Raw genomic sequence first — 17,886 nt, 5'->3', positions numbered from 1 at the left:
ATGAATCGAGAAATAGAAACGAAAGAGTTGATCGAGCGCGCCATGGCAGCGCAAAAAAGAGCCTATGTACCCTATTCCCATTATCCGGTGGGCGCCGCATTAATAGCAGACGACGGGGAAATATATGAAGGCTGCAATATTGAAAACGCCGCCTTTTCACCGACGATTTGCGCCGAACGCGTGGCCATTTTTAAAGCCGTGAGTGAAGGGGCGAAGTGCATCAAAAAAATCGCCATCGTCGCGGGAGAGGATATGGGCTATCCCTGCGGCGTGTGTCGCCAAGTCATTCGCGAATTCGGAAAAGACGCCGAGATTATCGTGGCGCGGAATACGGAAGAATACGCCGTCTATCGTCTCGACGATCTGTTGCCCCACAGTTTCGGGCCGGAAAGTTTAAAAGGAGAATAACATGTATAAATCGGGTTTTGTCAGCGTAGTGGGACGCCCCAATGTGGGGAAGAGCACATTGCTGAACCGCATTTTAAAAGAAAAAATTTCCATAACATCGAATAAAGCGCAAACCACGCGCAATAAAATTACCATGATCTATTCCGACGATCGCGGGCAAATTGTCTTTCTCGATACGCCGGGTATTCAATCGCCTCGCAATAAATTGGGCGATTACATGTTGAAGACCAGCGAATCCTCCTTGGAAGGGGTGGATGTAGTGGTCATGGTGGTGGACATGAGCGATTACCTGGGCGCTAAGGACAAAATGATCTTAGAAGCCATGGAAAAGCTGGCAAAAGACGTGCCCGCCATTCTCGTCATCAACAAAGTGGATACGGCGCCGAGAGATGAGGTACTTCCCATTATCGCTCGTTTCTCGGAAATGGGTATTTTTAAAGATATCGTTCCCGTTTCCGCATTGAAAGATGAAAATATCGAACACCTGATCGACACGATTTTCGACTATTTAAAGGAAGGGCCTCAATACTATCCGGAAGATATGATTACTGATCAGCCGGAAAAATTTATCGTCTCGGAAATCATTCGGGAAAAAGCTCTTTTCAATTTACACGAAGAAGTACCTCACGGCGTCGCCGTTTCCATTGACCGCATGCGCCCCTATGACGATAAGGACATGTTGGATCTTCAAGCGACGATCTATGTGGAACGGGATTCTCATAAAGGGATTATTATCGGCAAGGGCGGACAAATGTTGAAACGTATCGGCATGGAAGCTCGCAAGGAAATCGAAGCGTTTCTCGACAGCCCGGTCAATCTGCAGCTTTGGGTAAAGGTCAGCAAAAACTGGCGCGAAAAAGCTGAAAAGGTGAAAGCCTTTGGTTACCGAACGGATTGAGTGCCAGGGCATCGTCTTAAGCGAGACGGTTTACGGTGAAAGTGATCGTATCCTAAGGCTCTATACCGAGCGAAAGGGAAAAGTGTCGGTGATCGTAAAAGGCGCCAAATCGAGACGCTCGCGTTTTTTGCCTTTAAGCGAAGTGTTTACTTTCGGCCTTTACCGATTAAGTCGCGGCCGATCAATTTACTATCTCAACAGCGGCAAAATTTTACAGGCCAATTTAGGGTTGAGAGCCTCTTATGACCGATTAATTTACGCATCGGCCATTGTGGAAATTGTCGACAGAAGCAGTATGGAGGGGGAAGGAACGGCGAGAATTTTTTCTCTGCTGCGAAAAGCCCTTCATGAGTTAAGTTCCGGAAAAGAACCCCTTCCCATATTTTTAGGTTTCGTCATTAAATACGTTTCGTTTATGGGCTACCGGCCCCTTATTCCTTCCACAGATGAAGTAGAAGCGTATTTTTCATCGGATCGGGGAATCGTCGAGGGGGAAAATTCCACCGGCGGCGTCGCCGTCGATCCTGCGGATATTTACACATTTCGTCATTTGCTATATACTTCATTAGATAAGATAAATTTGGCCACGACGGACAAGCAGACGGTGGAAAAGACCTATCGGCTGCTTACGAATTATTTGAAAGTCAATTTGGATTTAGACAAGATTCAATCTCTACAATTAAGAATGTAGGGGGGAGGAAACTATGCATTTTCAAGCCATGATGCAGAAATTACAAACTTATTGGAATGAACAGGGATGTACGGTTTTAGAAGCCTACGATTCGGAAAAAGGCGCCGGTACTATGAGTCCCCACACCTTTTTAAGAACATTGGGTCCCGAACCCTGGCGTACGGTCTATGTAGAACCGTCGAGACGTCCGGCGGACGGCCGCTACGGCGACAACCCGAACCGTCTCTATCAACATCACCAGTTACAAGTTATCTTGAAACCGTCCCCTGAAAATGTTCAAGAGCTTTATCTGAAAAGTTTAGAAGTGTTGGGAATCGATCCCTTAAAACACGATATTCGTTTTGTAGAGGACAACTGGGAATCTCCCACCCTCGGTGCGTGGGGCCTCGGCTGGGAAGTTTGGCTCGACGGCATGGAGATTACGCAATTTACTTATTTCCAACAAGTAGGCGGCATTAACTGCGATTTGGAAAGTGCGGAGCTTACGTACGGTTTGGAACGTATTGCCATGTACCTTCAAAATGTGGATACGGTTTACGACATCGACTGGAACGGCCACATTAAATACGGTGATATCTTTAAAAAAGCGGAATACGAACACTCAAAATACAGCTTTGAAGTAGCCGATATGGATATGCTGAGAAATCTTTTCGATATTTACGAAAAAGAAGCCAATCGCGTACTCGAGCTTGATCTCGTATTGCCCGGATATGATTATGTTTTAAAATGTTCCCACACCTTTAATGTACTCGATGCCAGAGGCGCCATTTCCGTTTCCCAACGGGCATCCTATATTTCCAGGGTGCGTAATCTCGCAAGGCTCGCTGCACAAAAATACATCGAACAGAGAGAGGCTATGGACTTCCCTCTATTAAAGAAAGCGGAGGATGATCATGAGTAATCCGGAAAGAATTTATTTAATCGAAGTCGGCGTGGAAGAGTTACCTTCTTCCTACGTTCGGAATGCATTAAATGCTTTCCGTGACGATGTGGAAAAGCGTTTGGATGAAAACAAATTGGCTTTTGATCACATCGAAGCTTATGCGACACCGCGCCGCTTGAGTCTGATGATTTACGGCATTGCCGAATCTCAGGAAGATATAGAAGAATGGGTAAAGGGACCTGCCAAAAAGATCGCCTATCTGGAAGACGGCTCCGTTAACAAACCGCTACTGGGCTTTATGAAGAGCCAAGGCGTAACGGAAGATGATTTGGAAGTTCGCGAATTAAAGGGTAATGATTATGTCTACGCCCACATTCATAAAAAAGGTCAATCGGCGGAAGCTATTCTTGCGGATATTATTCCCGAAGCCATTCGCCACATTCCTTTCCCGAAAAACATGCGTTGGGGCGGCAAGAACATTCGCTTTGCCCGTCCTATCCGCTGGCTCGTTTCCATGCTCGATGATAAGGTCGTTCCCTTCGATTTAGAGGGAATTAAACTGGGTAATGTGACCAGAGGTCATCGCTTTTTGGGAAGCAGTGCTATTGAAATCGATCACGTGGCACATTACGAAGAACTTCTCGAAAAGAATTACGTCATCTTAGATCACGAAAAGCGTAAAGAAAAAATTCTCTACCAAATTCGTCACATGGCCAAATCAAACGGCGGCGACATTCGATCCGACGAGGATTTGTTGGAAGAGCTTACTTTCATCGTGGAATATCCCACGGCAATTTTCGGTAATGTTCAGGAAAAATACCTGGCACTGCCTGCTGTCGTTATTACGACGCCCATGCGCGAACATCTGCGTTTTACGCCGGTTTACAGCCCGGAAGGAGATCTTCTACCTTACTTTATTACCATTCGCAACGGCAACGAAGACTATCAGGAAGTCGTGGCAGAAGGTAACGAAAAAGTGTTAGAGGCACGTTTAGAAGACGCACGTTTCTTCTTCGAAAACGACCGCTCCCGTCCGTTGGAAGACTATGTGCCCGCTTTAGACGGCATCGTATTCCAGGAAAAACTGGGTACCATGGCGGATAAATCCAAACGTATCTCCAATCTCGTGGTGCGCATCGGTGAAATTTTAGCCGTTAATGAAAAGACGGTCGAATCGGCACAAAGGGCATGCTATCTTTCCAAAGCCGATCTTACCACCAACATGGTACAGGAATTTACGGAACTTGAAGGGATTATCGGAAGCATTTATGCCAAGCTCGACGGGGAAGAAGACATTGTCTGCTCAGCCATTAAAGAGCAGTACATGCCCGTCGCAAGTGGCGCCGAACTTCCCGAAACTACAACAGGTACCATCGTCTCGTTGGCAGATAAATTTGACACTATCTGCGGCTTGTTTGCCATCGGTCAAGTGCCGACGGGAAGTCAAGACCCCTTTGCCCTTCGTCGTAAAGCCATCGGTATTTTGCGCATGATCAATGAAAAACGTTGGGAACTTCCTTTGAGCGAATGTATCGAAGCGTCCTTATTTGGATTTGTAGATTCTATGGGTCTCGTCTTCGATGTGGAAGAAGTTAGCGGACAAATTTTGGATTTCTTCCGCGGCCGTATTTCCACCATGCTTGATGAAGACGGTATTCGTTACGACATCGTCGAAGCCCTAAACGATATTCACGGAGAAGACAGTTTACGTATTTTTGAAAAAGCGAAGGCTCTTCAAGTATTCTTTACAGAAGATGATCGCAAATCCTTCCTAGAAGCCGTTACTCGGGTAGAAAACCTGGCGGCAAAAGCGGAACCCCTCGAAGGCGCTATCGACGAATCCTTAATGACGGAAACGGAATTTGCCCTATATCGCGGCGTTCTCAGCATCGAAGACGATCTTAACGAACTTTACGGTAAGCGAAAAGATTACGATTATCTCGAGTTATTGGCTACTTTAACCGAACTCATTCACAACTATTTCGACGATGTAATGGTTATGGCGGAAGAGGAAGAGCTTAAGATCAATCGCTTGAAACTCGTACAAAAAATCAATAATTTAGTACAAAGAGAATTTAACGGGAAGCAAATTGTCGAAAGTTAGGTGCTAAATGAAACTGACGGAGCGGCAAGAGCAAATTATCGCCATTGTAAAAGATCGCGGCCCGATTATCGGCGACGATATTGCCGGAAGTTTGGAACTTGCCCGAGGGACTATTCGAAATGACCTCAGTGTTTTGACCATGCTCGGTTATTTAGATGCCCGGCCGAAAGTCGGATATTATTACAAAGGCAAGCCGGAACTTGTGCGCATACGGGATGTGCTCGATTCCATTAAAGTGGAAGATATTATGAGCGTACCCGTCGTGCAAGACGAAAAAGCCAGCGTCTACGACGTGATCTGCACGATCTTTTTGGAAAATATCGGCACGGTCTTTATTACACGTTGCGGGGAAATAGTCGGCTGTGTTTCGCGAAAAGATTTATTGCGTTCCGCCATCGGAACGGCGGATCTCGAGAAGACGCCGATTTCCATGATTATGACCCGCATGCCCAATATTATTAGTGTCGGGCCCGAAGATTCCATTTATGAGGCCTGCATTAAAATCGAGCAAGGTGAAATCGACGCGCTGCCTGTGCTTTCCGGAGAGAAAGATTTAAAAGTGGTAGGGCGCATTACCAAGACCAATATTAACCGTTTAATGGTAGATTTAGGGGGAGACGATGTACAGTAATCAGCCGGACCAAGACAATGTTTTAATGGTTTACGTCATTAGCGACAGTATCGGCGAGACGGGCGAACTCATTGCCAAGGCGTCGGTAAAACAGTTTGATACGACGGAATTTATGATTAAGCGATTCCCCTATACCAACACGGTGGATCAAATTAAGCCTTTATTGGAAGAAGCGGCACAACACAAAAAAGCATTGGTGGTCTACACCAATGTGGACGCGGAAACGAGAGCTTACATTAAGCGGAAAAAAGAAGAGCTTCATCTCCATACAGTGGATGTCATGGGGCCGCCTATGAATGAGCTGGAATCGATTTTAGGATACGAACCTATGCGTGAGCCCGGACTTATTCGCCGCCTGGACGATAACTACTTTAAAAAAGTAGAAGCTATCGAGTTTGCCGTACAATATGACGACGGTAAAGACCCGAGAGGTATTGTAAAGGCGGACATCGTCCTCGTAGGCGTAAGCCGTACATCGAAGACGCCCCTTTCCATGTATCTCGCCAACAAGCTTTATAAGGTCGCCAATGTGCCCTTGGTACCGGAAGTGCCGGTGCCGAAAGAGGTTTATAAAAAAGATAATCGACGCCTCTTCGGTCTCGTGGCGAATTCCGAAAAACTCTACACCATTCGCGAAGAACGCCTCCGCGCCCTCGGGCTTAATTCCTCTGCAAAATACGCCAATGTAGATCGCATCGAAGAGGAAGTGGACTATTCCGTGCGTATTATGCGCGATATCGGCTGCACCATTATCGACGTATCCAACAAGGCCATTGAGGAGACGGCGGAAATCATTAACGACTACATGATGGAAAGATTTTAGGTGATCGTATGCTTTTAAGGGAGCACTGGGAACAGGTCGAAAACGCAATTCTTTCCGAAAAGGCGGCCCATGCGGCAGATTCAAAAGGACGTTTGCAAGATGAAGCGCCTTGCGAATTCAGAACATGTTATCAGCGCGATCGGGATCGCATTATTCACTCCAAGGCTTTTCGCCGCTTAAAACACAAAACCCACGTGTTTATTGCACCAGAAGGGGATCACTACCGCACCCGCTTGACCCATACGTTGGAAGTGGCGCAAATTGCGCGAACGATGGCGAGAGGCTTACGCTTAAATGAAGACCTGGTTGAGGCCATTGCGCTCGGACACGATTTGGGCCATACGCCTTTCGGTCATTCCGGAGAAGCGGTATTGGAGCAACTGAATTCGAAAGGATTCGATCACGCTAAACAAAGTTTGCGCATCGTAGATCTTTTGGAATCTAAACCCGGGCGAGAAGGTCTCAATTTAACGTGGGAAGTGCGCGACGGTATTTTACACCACTCTAAGGAGCAGAGCGCCAATCCCGCTCACACTCTGGAAGGGCAGATTATTAAATTCGCCGATCGCATCGCATATTTAAATCACGATATCGACGATTCCATACGCGCCGGCGTCCTGAAACTAGAGGATATACCAAAGGATGTGGCAGAGGTTCTCGGAACGACCCATTCCGAAAGAATAACCACCCTTGTAAAGAGCATTATCGATTATGGAATTGACGATGACGTCGTGGGAATGGACGAGGATATTTACAGCGCGATGATTTCGCTGCGGCAGTTTATGTTCCAAAATGTCTATTTCAACAAAAAGGTGAAGAGCGAAGACGGAAAAGTGGAGCGGCTCATAAAGGATCTTTATTTCTACTTTATGGAACACCGCGACGCCATTCCCAAAGAGCATCTCTTATTTGCGGAAAAACACGGTGTAAGCGACGAGGATACGGTAACAGATTACATCGCCGGCATGACCGATCGCTTCGCGATAAATCTTTGGAAAGAATTGTTTGTACCAAAAGATTGGCATACGCTTTAAAAGTGGGGTGAGGACATGGCATCGATCATCGACGACGAGATTATCGAGCGAGTAAAAAGCGAATCGGATATCGTCGAGGTCATAGGGCGTTATACAAAACTTCAAAAAAAAGGACGAAGCTATATGGGGCTGTGTCCTTTTCATGGAGAAAAGACGCCCTCTTTTTCTGTGCAACCGGAAAAAGGTTATTACCATTGCTTCGGCTGTGGCGTCGGTGGCGATGTCATTAAATTCCTCATGGAAAAAGAAGGCCTGGGCTTTATAGAGGCTGTGGAGCGTTTGGCCGGAGAGCTGAATATCGATTTAAAGCCGGCTTACCGAAATGACGAAGTGACGAAAAAGCGTGAGCGTATTGCCGCCATGAATAGGGAGGCGGCGCTGTATTACATGGGCATCCTCAGCCGCAATCCCTACGCCTTGCGTTATTTGGAAAATCGCGGCATCGGTAGAGACATGATCCTCGCTTTCGGTTTAGGTTTCGCACCGGCCGGAGGCGACCAGATTTTAAAGCATTTGTCGAATAAGGGTTATTCGGAAGAGGAAATGGTCGAGGCTAATCTCGTGTCCTACAACGAAAAGCGCAATCATTATTACGATCGCTTTCGCAATCGCATAATTTTTCCCATTATCGACACGAAATCGCGGGTCGTCGGCTTTGGAGGAAGGGTGTTGGACGATTCCTTGCCTAAGTATTTAAATTCCTCCGATACGCCTCTCTACAAAAAAAGCAGAGAGCTTTACGGCCTAAATCGCCTGATGAAAGTAAGTAATCGGGAGCGGATTTTACTGGTAGAAGGCTATATGGATGTTATTTCCCTCCACGCTCAGGGCATAGGATACGCCGTGGCAAGCCTCGGCACCTCTCTTACACAGGAACAGGCCCATATGATGAAGCGCTACGGCAAGCAGGTTTATATTTGCTACGACGGCGACAGCGCAGGGCAACGAGCCACCATGCGTGCCATCGATATTTTAATGGCGGAAGATATGCGGCCGCGCATCGTCGTTTTAGATGGTGGCCACGATCCCGACGATTACATTAGAACCTACGGGAAAATCGCCTTTGAAAGCAAAATCACTCAAGGGCTCGCCGCCACCGATTACGAAGTGACGATGCTCGAAAAAGAATACAATTTACACGACGCATCGTCTCTTTCCGATTTTTTAAATCAGGTGAGCGTCGTATTGGAAAAAATAAAGAGTCCCGTGGAGCGGGATGTCTTTGCGACGAAATACGCGGAAGCTTACGGCATTCGTCCGGAATCGTTCCGAGCGCAAATCAAAGCACAACAAGTTACGCCGAAGCCGAAAAAAGAGAAAGAGCAAAAAAATAAGAATCCTCATGGCGGTTTGTGGCTGAGATTGCTTCAGTATGCCCTGGAGGAAGAAGATTTCTATGCCATTTTACTTAAAAGAGAACAGTGGAAATATGTTTTGAGCGAAGAAGAAGGCGAACTTTTTCAACGACTTGGCGATCTCTATAAAGAAGATCTTACGGGCGATAAGCGAAAGCAACGTTTTTTTGACATGTACCCGGAATTAATTGAGGGTTTTTCGTCGCTTACAAAGGGTATGGATCTAATACAAGGCGAGGCGATTGTCAACGAACTTATCGATCGCATTTATGAAGAAGGCCTTAAGACGCGTCGGGATCAGCTTCTTAAAAATATTGAGGCGATCGAGAAAAGCGGCGAAAGTGACGGGCAGGCTCTCGAAACATTGAATCAAAGATTACTTGAACTTAATGAAATAAATACGCGACTACACGATATGGAGAAGGGGGATTTCGCTTAGATGACTAAGAGCAATGATCAAATGCACGAGTTTGATGAACATATTATGGAGAAAGATCCGGCCATTGAAAAATTATTTAAAAAAGGCGTTCAAAAGGGGAGTTTAACGACTAAAGAAGTCGTCGACGCCCTGGAAGATATCGACCTTTCCAGCGACGAAATGGACGACATTTACGCCGAATTCGAAGATCTTGACGTGAATATTTTAAAAGACGAGGATCAAGAAGAAAAAAAGATCAAGGTCGAGGATAAAAAGAAAAAAGAAAGCCCTGTACGAAGCGGCAATGTGGACGACCCGGTGCGCATGTATTTAAAAGAGATCGGGAAGATTCCCCTTTTGGAAGCCGACGAAGAAGTTGAAATCGCCAAGCGCATGGAAGAGGGAGACGAGCTTGCCAAGCGGGAACTTGCCGAGGCAAATTTGCGTCTTGTGGTCAGCATCGCCAAACGCTATGTGGGCCGCGGCATGAGCTTTTTAGATTTAATTCAAGAAGGCAATCTCGGATTAATGAAAGCCGTAGATAAATTCGACTATAAAAAAGGTTTCAAGTTCTCTACCTATGCGACCTGGTGGATTCGTCAAGCCATTACCCGCGCCATTGCCGATCAGGCACGTACGATTCGTATTCCCGTACACATGGTGGAAACCATTAATAAATTAGTAAGAGTGCAACGTCAATTGGTGCAAGATTTAGGTCGAGATCCTCAGCCGGAAGAAATCGCCGAGGAAATGGGCATTACCGTGGAAAAAGTGCGTGAAATTCAAAAAATCGCTCAAGAGCCCGTCAGTTTGGAAACGCCTATTGGGGAAGAGGAAGATTCTCACTTAGGTGATTTTATTCCCGACGACGATATTTTATCTCCTCAAGAAGCGGCGACATTTACGCTTTTAAAAGAACAATTAGGCGACGTGCTGACGACGCTTACGGAAAGAGAAAAACAGGTCCTTACCCTTCGCTTCGGCTTGGAAGACGGGCGCGCCCGTACCTTGGAAGAAGTAGGCAGGGAATTTGACGTTACCCGGGAACGGATTCGTCAAATTGAGGCAAAGGCTCTTCGTAAATTGCGCCATCCGAGTCGCAGTAAAAAACTAAAGGATTTTCTCGAATGATGCCGGAATCAAAACGCCTTCAGCGGGTGCTTGAACTGGTTGAACCCGTGGACTGCATAGGAGATATCGGCTGTGATCACGGCTATATCTCCTATGCTCTTTTAGAGGAGCATCTCGCGAAAAAAGTAATCGCAAGCGATATTTCTGCGCCCAGTTTGGAAAAAGCGAGGAGTCTTTTGTCGTCGCGATTTCCTCAAGAATCATTTAGTTTAAGAGTAGGCGATGGCCTGAAGCCCATGAAAGTGGGCGAGATGAATGCGGCCATTATTATGGGCATGGGCGGCCGATTAATTGCCGATATTTTGCAACGTGATCCGGACAAAGCGGCTGCTTTGGAGTATTTGATTTTACAACCTATGCAGGGAGCGGAAGATCTATTCGATTATTTGAACGCATCGGGTTTTGCATTACTACAATCGGATCTTGTGGAAGAGCGCGGAAAATTTTATCCCGTTCTTCTCGTGAAAAAAGGCGACGGCTCGACCATCGGCTGGAAAAGTTTTGCTCAACGAGTTGATTTTATTCCTATGGCGGAAAAAGAACTGGAAAGACTTCGCGGTGTGCGACGCGCCGTTGAAAAAAGCGGGCGGGCGGATGTCATCGAAAAAGCGCAAGACGATGTAAAGGTGTGGGAGGATTATCTTGAATACAGTAGAACTCATCAATAAATTACGAGCATGGGCGCCGGAAGAATTGCAGGAGCCTTGGGACAAAACGGGTTGGCAATTGCGATTAGGAGAGCGAGAGGTGAAAAATGTCGTCGTGGCCATGGATGTTACCCGCGATGTGGTCGATCTTGCCATGGAAAAAGGAGCGGAGCTCATCATAACCCATCATCCTTTTATTTTTTCGCCCCTGGAAATGGTAGAGGATAGGACGCTCAGAGGAAAAATGGTGTGCGATCTCATTCGCCACAACATTTCCGTCTACTCCTCCCATACATCCATGGACAAAGCAAAAGGCGGCGTGAACGATCAGTGGATCGAAAAGCTGAGCCTTCAAGACGTAACGGTACTGAGTGATGAGGAAGAGCTGGGAATTCTCGGCACGTCATCTTTAAGCTTAAAGGATCTAAAGGATATTTTCGAAAGGGAATCCATTACCGGCATTCGTTGTTACGGGCAGAAAAAAGAGCGCGTGCAGAGAGTTGCGTTTGTAGGCGGAAGCGGCGCGGATTTTATAGATGAAGCGGCGTTTAAAGGAGCCGATGTTTTAATTACTGGTGATGTGAAACATCACGACGGCCAACGAGCCTACGAAATCGGGCTTATGGTCCTGGACATCGGTCATTTTCACAGCGAAAAAGCAATTTTAGAAGCCATGGCTGCTTGGGCGGAAGACGTTTCAGACGCGACGGCTCACGTCGTCATGAACAGTCCTTTTGTCTTTGATATTTAAAGAGCCCTATGGTAAAATAAGAAGTCGAGTACGTCGGTTAACTGCGCGTATGCGAGGAAAGTCCGTGCTTCACAGAGTAAGGATGCCGGATAACGTCCGGTGGGGGCGACCCTAAGGCTAGTGCAACAGAGAGATACCGCCTGAAAAGGTAAGGGTGGAAAGGTGAGGTAAGAGCTCACCAGCGCATAGGCGACTATGCGGCTATGTAAACCCCATCCGAAGCAAGACCAAAGTGGATTAAAGGCGATTACTCGTCGCCTCCGGATAGGTAGGTCGCTAGAGCCTCCGGTGACGGAAGGTCCAGATAGATAGTTAACGAATACAAAACACGGCTTATAGACGTAGTCGACAAGAGCGGAGAATCCTCCGCTTTTTTTGTACATATTTCAAAGGAGTGTGGGATGAAAAAAATACTGCTTGTTTTTATGCTGCTCTTTATGTTATCGGGATGTGCACCGGAGGAGAAAAGCTCTCCACAAAAAACGGCACAGCAACCGGTTCAACGAGTCGATATTCTTGCCCTGGGAGACTTCATGCTCCATCATCCGCAATTACGTGCGGCAGAAAAAAATGGCGGTTATGATTTTAAGCCTATCTTTCGCTATTTAACGCCCTATATTCAAGAGGCGGATATTGCCATGATTAATCTCGAAACGACGCTCACCGACGGCTCCAAGGGCTATACGACCTATCCTGTATTCTCTTCCCCTAAAGAGGCGGCCCGCGATTTTAAAGACGTGGGATTTGATATTATCTCCACCGCCAACAATCATAGTTACGATAAAGTAATGGACGGAGTGGAAAGCACCTATCACTATTTAAAAGAAGCCGGCCTCGATGTCATGGGTACGCAAATAGAAGACACGCCTCCTTTAATAAAAGAGGTTAACGGCATAAAGTTGGGTTTTATCTGCTATACTTACGGACTTAATGGCTTCGATAATCTTTTGAAAAATAGCGACAAGCCCTTTGCCGTCAGTATTTTTTCCGAAGAAAAGGTGGAAAATGATATTCGCTACTTAAAAGAAAAAGGCGTAGATGCTATAATTTGTTATATACACTGGGGCGAAGAGTATCGCAAAGAGCCTACCGATCTACAAAGAGCGCAAGCTCGTTTTTTAGCAGAACGCGGCGTGGCGCTTATACTGGGATCCCATCCCCACGTTCCTCAAGGGGTGGATAATGTGGTGACGAAAGATGGAAAAACTTTTGTCGCCTATTCCATGGGGAACTTCGTATCCAATCAAAGACGGGAATATATGAATCGCCGCGATGTAGAAACCGGGCAGATGGTACGCGCATCCATTATCAAAGACGACAAGGGAACGCGCGTGGAAAGCTTTGAGCCTTTGGCCCTCTATGTCGACAAATATACTGCAGGCGGTCTTCATTTTGAGGTGATTCCCGTGGTTTACGCTCTTACAGGGGAAATGCCTGTAGAGCGTATCGACAACATCCGCGGCCGCTTAGAAGAAGCGGAGCGCGAACATGAAAAACGTATCGATCCGAATTTAGTGATTCAGATGAAGAAGGAAAGGAATGAACATGAAGAAAAATAAATGGGGGAGCATCGCACTGTGCAGCTTGGCTCTCGTAACCGGTTTAACGCAAGTAGCCTATGCATCGTCTTTTACCGATGTTCCCGATACCCATTGGGCGCGGCCCTATATTGAAGAATTGACGTCTGCCGGCGTCTTAAAAGGATTCCCCGACGGTACTTTTAAGCCCAACGATCCCGTTTCCTTATCCGAAACGTTCTCTCTTATTAAGGGAATTAAAAATCCTACAGAAGGGGAACTGCGACAAGCCGTACTTTCCTACGGCAATATCGTACGCCGCGCAGGTGTAGAAAATTGGGCGTATGAGGCTGCAGCTTACGCCTTGGAGCAACGGGTCATCACCGAAAAACAAATGATGGATGCGAGTAAGGCGGGTGCTTTTGCACAACCGAAAAAAAGCTGTCCGACGAGAAGACAAATTGCCTCTTATTACGCTCGCGCCCTTCGCATACCTCGCAATACCGACTTCAGCATATTAAAACTTGCCGATCTCGACGCATTAGGTACCATCGGCGACCAGTTCGATCAACCGGTGCCCGTGGCGGAATATGTGGCAGCTCTTGTGAAGATTAATGTCTTGGCGCCGGAGGGAAGCGACGGAAAATTCGAAGGTGATCGCCCCATCCGCAGAAGCGAAATGGCGAGAATTACAAAAGCCGCCAAAGATTACACGCCGCCCGTACGTAAAAAACGCCACGTCGTCATTTACACTCGCGACGATTGCAATTACTGCAACATGGCGAAAGCATTTTTAACCGACACTTTAAAATCTGCCTATGTGGAAAAGAACGTGGGTATCGACGAAAAAGCCTTGGAAGAATTTCAGTCGAAAGGCTACCGTTCTCTTCCTATGATCGAAGTAGACGGAAAAGTAGTGGAAGGCTTCAGCCCCTTTAAACTCATGAGTGTATTTGAAAGTGAATAAAGAGGGAGTCCCCGCGGAAAAACCGTGGGGATTTTTTGTGAGAATTTGTTAAAATAGAACAAGCTGTGTTTGAAAGGAGACGGAATGAAACAATTTAACAAACCGGTGATATTATTTCTCGCCGTCGTGATGTTGCTGACGCCAACGGCGAGTTTTGCGGCGAAAGCGCCGAATATCAGCGCAAAGGGCGCCATCGTTATGGATTACGACACGGGACAAATACTTTACGAAAAAAACGGAGACAAACCCTTTTCCGCCGCGTCCATGACCAAAGTCATGACTGCTTTTTTAGTACTGGATGCTATTCGCAGCGGCGACATCACGTGGGATACCATGATTCCCATTTCGGACAATGCGCGCACCAAATCCTCTTGGGATAAAACAAATTTCGACGACGAAGAGCGACTAGGCGATTTGTTCGAGCCCTTTTTAGTCAAGAGCAACAATCAAATGGGCATCGCCATAGGGGAATATTTAGGCGGCGGATCGGAGGAACAATTTGCCGAGCTGATGAATGAAAAGGCGAAAACTCTGGGCATCGATGCCTACTACACCGAGCCGAACGGGCTCAAACCTAATCGCGTCACGCCGAGAGCACAGGCCCTTTTAACCCGCGCCATTATTCGCGAATACCCGGAAATTCTCAATACCACATCGAAACATCAAGTACTTTATAAAGACCAGGTGTACCGCTCGACCAATCGATTTTACAGAAACTTCCGCCATTTTGAAGGAATCAACGGTTTTAAAACGGGCACCACATCCTTTGCAGGCCAATGTTTGACGGCGACTTACACGAAAAAAGGGCGCCATTTAATTTCCGTGGTCATGGGCTCCAAGGGAAAAGATCAGCGCTACTACGACACCATGGCTATTTTAAATTACGTTATGAACTTTTACACCACCTCCTCGTGGGCGAATCAGGTGCCGGAGCGTGCAGAACATGAGGGAATGAATACGGCGGCATACAGACATCTTTCCAGTTTTCAGGGAAGAGAACCCATGAGCCGCGGCGAGTTTACCCTCTTAATGGCCCTCGCCATGAAACTGCCGGTCCACGACGGGGAAACGGGCTTTAGGGATGTTTCAGACGATGCCTATTACAAAAATGCCGTCGGGGCGGCGAAAAGCGCCGGCCTGATCGATGGATACGGCGACGGAACATTCCGCCCGGATCAGTTGATAACTCGGGAAGAAATGGCGCGCATCGTCTACGTCGCCATGAAATACGACGATCGTGTGATGCGCCTGCCCTTTAAAGACAGAGAAAAAATACACCCCGTCTATCGAAAAGCCGTGGCGGGATTGACGGCTCGAAAAATACTACACGGACGAAGCGGCAATGTCTTCGATCCAAAAGGAACGGCGAGCCGAGAAGAAGCCACGCTGATGATGTTAAACCTTAAGAGCCACCTCCATTAAAACAAATTCATAGAAAATGAAATAACATACCCTCCTTATCGGAAATAACGATAGGGAGGGTGTGTTATTTTAAAATGTTAAAATAACAATTAAAAATAAAGAATGAAAATAAAATAACGGCCATGAAACGAAAACAATTAACATATAAAGGAAAAACTAATATATATTTACCGTAAATCTGACGATAAACATTAAAAACAGGTGTTGATAATAGATATCGAATTGATATAATGAACTCCATAGGGGTTATACCTATGACAACTTTGGAGTATATCAGTTACGAAAAATAGATAGATAACGGATGATCGACAAAGCGTCATATGAATTTAATGAAGAATGAAGGAGGAATAATGAATCATAAGAATCAGCAACCGCATTACGGTATGCGAAAACTATCTGTCGGATTTGTCTCATGCCTTTTGGGATTTTCTATGGTGGCGGGTCTGTTACCGACAAATGTTTATGCTCTGTCTGAAAGCAAAGGAGAAGAATACAGTACAAATATGGCAACTCAGGCAATTGTTTATCAGTCGATGAACCACCGCCATGTAGATACTAAGTCTTCAGCTTCTTCAGATACGGAAAAAGAGATAAAAAATTCTCTTGAATACAATCAGAAAAAATGTAGTATAAAGTGGAAAAGATTAAAAAAAACCGTTAGCGATATTGATGGCATTTCTATTAACGGAAGATCATTAAGAAAAGGGAGTTCGGATGAATATCTGCGTGAAGGATATTACTTTTACGAAAAAGGAAAAATCTATATAAACCCCGGCCTTACATTGGGTGATAAGGTCGAAATTAAGGTCAAGGGAAAAAATCATAACTTCGAGTATAAACAAGGGAGATTGTATCCGTTTCAAAAGCCTCAAGCTGAGGGAATGCCGGAATACATGATATCCAGTGATGGTTATGGAAAATTTGTATGGAAACTAGTTGAAAGAAAAACCGTAGATGGCCTTTCGATTAATGGAAATTCATTTAGAAAAGTAGAAAAGTATAAATATTTAAAAGGCGGAAGATTTTATCAAGAAAACGATAGAATATATTTCAGTCCGCGTTTAAAGGGAAATGCAAACATAGACATTAAGATTGGGAATAAAACCTATAAGTTTACCCTGAAAGATGGGGTGGTAAAGCCTCGCCAAAACTCTCAAACCGACGTGGATGCAACATCTGAGGCTACACAAAAATACGAATCATCAAGAAATGGTTATGGAAAAATCACCTGGGACTTATTTACAAAAGTCCATATAGAGGCAATTTCAATGAACAATAGACATTTAAATAGAGTGAACGACGACAAAGATCTATCGGATGGACATTACTATTTAAATGGAAAAACGATGTATATCAGACCTCGTCTACGTAATGGCGATGAGATTAATATTAAAATCGAAAGAGAATTTATTAAACTAAGGTATAATGATGGAAAATTGGACATTCTTTTTGTAATTAAAAAGCCAAAAGACAAAATAAAAGTCGGAAATATAAAAGAGCTTACGAGAAAAGAAAAAGAGAAGATACTAAGTGAAATTAAGAAATTAAATCCCAAAGCTACTGTAACTTTTAATCCGGAAGATAAGCCAGAATATGCAATGTTATATTTTTCAAACAATAGTCGAGGAGCTATCAGATTATTAGATATACTTGTTGAAGAAGAAAAAACTGATCTAACTAACGTGAAAGAAGAAGCCAAAGCCACCATCGATTTGTTGGATGAACTGACGAAAGACGAAAAAACCGAAGCTAAAACATCCATTGACGATGCGAAGGATAAAGATGCCGTCGACAAAGTATTAGAGCAAGCCCAACAAACCAATACAGACCGTGCAAATGCGAAAGATGCCTTAAAACAAGCAAAAGAAGCAGCGAAGAAAGAAGTAGAAAACCTACCCTATCTTAGTAAACAAACGAAAGACGATTTTAAAGACCAAATCGAGAAGGCTACGACCAAAGGCGAAGTAGACGACATCGTGGTTAAAGCGAAAGAGCAAAACGCCGAAGCCAAAAAAGCCTTAGATGAAAAGAAAGAATCAGGGAAAAAAGAAATAGATAACCTTCCCAACCTCAATGAGGACGAAAAGAAAGGCTTTAAGAATCAAATCGATCAAGCATCGGATCAAGGTACGGTCGATAAAATCGTCAATGATGCCAAAGCCAAAGCGGAAGACGCCTTAAAACAAGCAAAAGAAGCAGCGAAGAA

The 17,886-nt window shown here is 45.5% G+C and carries 16 protein-coding genes and 1 other RNA gene; all 17 read left to right on the top strand.

From position 1 onward, the window contains the following. Nucleotides 1-408: a cytidine deaminase gene (gene cdd, locus HMPREF1863_RS03250; protein WP_322630397.1), complete on the top strand. Its 408-nt coding sequence runs from the start codon at nt 1-3 to the stop codon at nt 406-408. Nucleotide 409: 1 nt separating this feature from the next. After that, nucleotides 410-1,306, top strand: a complete 897-nt coding sequence (gene era / locus HMPREF1863_RS03245) for a GTPase Era (protein ID WP_068367321.1) — start codon at nt 410-412, stop codon at nt 1,304-1,306. Further along, nucleotides 1,287-1,997: a DNA repair protein RecO gene (recO, locus tag HMPREF1863_RS03240; protein ID WP_068367319.1), complete on the top strand. Its 711-nt coding sequence runs from the start codon at nt 1,287-1,289 to the stop codon at nt 1,995-1,997. The genes era and recO overlap by 20 nt, the downstream gene beginning before the upstream one ends. Before the next feature lie 13 nt (nt 1,998-2,010). Next, nucleotides 2,011-2,898, top strand: a complete 888-nt coding sequence (glyQ, locus tag HMPREF1863_RS03235) for a glycine--tRNA ligase subunit alpha (protein ID WP_068367316.1) — start codon at nt 2,011-2,013, stop codon at nt 2,896-2,898. Continuing rightward, a complete protein-coding gene (gene glyS, locus HMPREF1863_RS03230) occupies nt 2,891-4,984 on the top strand; it encodes a glycine--tRNA ligase subunit beta (protein WP_068367314.1) in 2,094 nt (697 codons plus the stop codon). Before glyQ ends, glyS begins: the two co-directional genes overlap by 8 nt. 7 nt (nt 4,985-4,991) lie before the next feature. Then, entirely contained in the window at nt 4,992-5,615 is a 624-nt protein-coding gene (locus tag HMPREF1863_RS03225) for a helix-turn-helix transcriptional regulator (protein WP_068367312.1), read from the top strand. Next, on the top strand, nt 5,605-6,438 hold the full coding sequence (locus HMPREF1863_RS03220; protein ID WP_068367310.1) for a pyruvate, water dikinase regulatory protein: 834 nt from the start codon (nt 5,605-5,607) through the stop codon (nt 6,436-6,438). The genes HMPREF1863_RS03225 and HMPREF1863_RS03220 overlap by 11 nt, the downstream gene beginning before the upstream one ends. Nucleotides 6,439-6,446: 8 nt before the next feature. Further along, entirely contained in the window at nt 6,447-7,472 is a 1,026-nt protein-coding gene (locus tag HMPREF1863_RS03215; protein ID WP_068367309.1) for a deoxyguanosinetriphosphate triphosphohydrolase, read from the top strand. 15 nt (nt 7,473-7,487) lie between these two features. Further along, nucleotides 7,488-9,266, top strand: a complete 1,779-nt coding sequence (gene dnaG / locus HMPREF1863_RS03210) for a DNA primase (RefSeq protein ID WP_068367307.1) — start codon at nt 7,488-7,490, stop codon at nt 9,264-9,266. Further along, nucleotides 9,267-10,376 (top strand): RNA polymerase sigma factor RpoD, encoded by a 1,110-nt coding sequence (rpoD, locus tag HMPREF1863_RS03205; RefSeq protein ID WP_157065069.1) that lies wholly within the window; start codon nt 9,267-9,269, stop codon nt 10,374-10,376. Continuing rightward, a complete protein-coding gene (locus HMPREF1863_RS03200; RefSeq protein WP_068367305.1) occupies nt 10,373-11,044 on the top strand; it encodes a tRNA (adenine(22)-N(1))-methyltransferase in 672 nt (223 codons plus the stop codon). The genes rpoD and HMPREF1863_RS03200 overlap by 4 nt, the downstream gene beginning before the upstream one ends. Beyond that, complete coding sequence (locus HMPREF1863_RS03195) at nt 11,019-11,774, top strand: Nif3-like dinuclear metal center hexameric protein (RefSeq protein WP_068367303.1); 756 nt, start codon at nt 11,019-11,021, stop codon at nt 11,772-11,774. Before HMPREF1863_RS03200 ends, HMPREF1863_RS03195 begins: the two co-directional genes overlap by 26 nt. 25 nt (nt 11,775-11,799) lie before the next feature. Beyond that, nucleotides 11,800-12,126, top strand: an RNA gene (rnpB, locus tag HMPREF1863_RS03190) — RNase P RNA component class A. Nucleotides 12,127-12,175: 49 nt separating this feature from the next. Beyond that, a complete protein-coding gene (locus HMPREF1863_RS03185) occupies nt 12,176-13,333 on the top strand; it encodes a CapA family protein (RefSeq protein ID WP_068367301.1) in 1,158 nt (385 codons plus the stop codon). Then, nucleotides 13,314-14,258 (top strand): S-layer homology domain-containing protein, encoded by a 945-nt coding sequence (locus HMPREF1863_RS03180; RefSeq protein WP_068367299.1) that lies wholly within the window; start codon nt 13,314-13,316, stop codon nt 14,256-14,258. The genes HMPREF1863_RS03185 and HMPREF1863_RS03180 overlap by 20 nt, the downstream gene beginning before the upstream one ends. 84 nt (nt 14,259-14,342) lie before the next feature. Then, the gene (locus tag HMPREF1863_RS03175) at nt 14,343-15,680 is read left to right on the top strand and encodes an S-layer homology domain-containing protein (RefSeq protein ID WP_068367297.1); all 1,338 of its coding nucleotides are present in this window, start codon (nt 14,343-14,345) and stop codon (nt 15,678-15,680) included. A 350-nt stretch (nt 15,681-16,030) separates the two neighbouring features. Then, nucleotides 16,031-17,886 (top strand): GA module-containing protein (locus tag HMPREF1863_RS03170; protein WP_198142705.1); only part of this gene is annotated, 1,856 nt, incomplete at its 3' end.

Source organism: Aedoeadaptatus coxii (assembly GCF_001553115.1).
GTDB classification, from domain to species: Bacteria; Bacillota; Clostridia; order Tissierellales; family Peptoniphilaceae; genus Aedoeadaptatus; species Aedoeadaptatus coxii.
The sequence above is the reverse complement of the archived record's forward strand: the minus strand, read 5'-3'. Positions and strand labels throughout refer to the sequence as shown.

Coding starts and splice junctions, on each gene's coding strand:
- glyQ (WP_068367316.1), top strand. CDS start 2,011: ATGCATTTTCAAGCCATGATGCAGAAATTACAAACTTATTGGAATGAA.
- glyS (WP_068367314.1), top strand. CDS start 2,891: ATGAGTAATCCGGAAAGAATTTATTTAATCGAAGTCGGCGTGGAAGAG.
- rpoD (WP_157065069.1), top strand. CDS start 9,267: ATGACTAAGAGCAATGATCAAATGCACGAGTTTGATGAACATATTATG.
- HMPREF1863_RS03185 (WP_068367301.1), top strand. CDS start 12,176: ATGAAAAAAATACTGCTTGTTTTTATGCTGCTCTTTATGTTATCGGGA.
- HMPREF1863_RS03225 (WP_068367312.1), top strand. CDS start 4,992: ATGAAACTGACGGAGCGGCAAGAGCAAATTATCGCCATTGTAAAAGAT.
- era (WP_068367321.1), top strand. CDS start 410: ATGTATAAATCGGGTTTTGTCAGCGTAGTGGGACGCCCCAATGTGGGG.
- HMPREF1863_RS03175 (WP_068367297.1), top strand. CDS start 14,343: ATGAAACAATTTAACAAACCGGTGATATTATTTCTCGCCGTCGTGATG.
- HMPREF1863_RS03200 (WP_068367305.1), top strand. CDS start 10,373: ATGATGCCGGAATCAAAACGCCTTCAGCGGGTGCTTGAACTGGTTGAA.
- dnaG (WP_068367307.1), top strand. CDS start 7,488: ATGGCATCGATCATCGACGACGAGATTATCGAGCGAGTAAAAAGCGAA.
- HMPREF1863_RS03220 (WP_068367310.1), top strand. CDS start 5,605: ATGTACAGTAATCAGCCGGACCAAGACAATGTTTTAATGGTTTACGTC.
- HMPREF1863_RS03215 (WP_068367309.1), top strand. CDS start 6,447: ATGCTTTTAAGGGAGCACTGGGAACAGGTCGAAAACGCAATTCTTTCC.
- cdd (WP_322630397.1), top strand. CDS start 1: ATGAATCGAGAAATAGAAACGAAAGAGTTGATCGAGCGCGCCATGGCA.
- HMPREF1863_RS03180 (WP_068367299.1), top strand. CDS start 13,314: ATGAACATGAAGAAAAATAAATGGGGGAGCATCGCACTGTGCAGCTTG.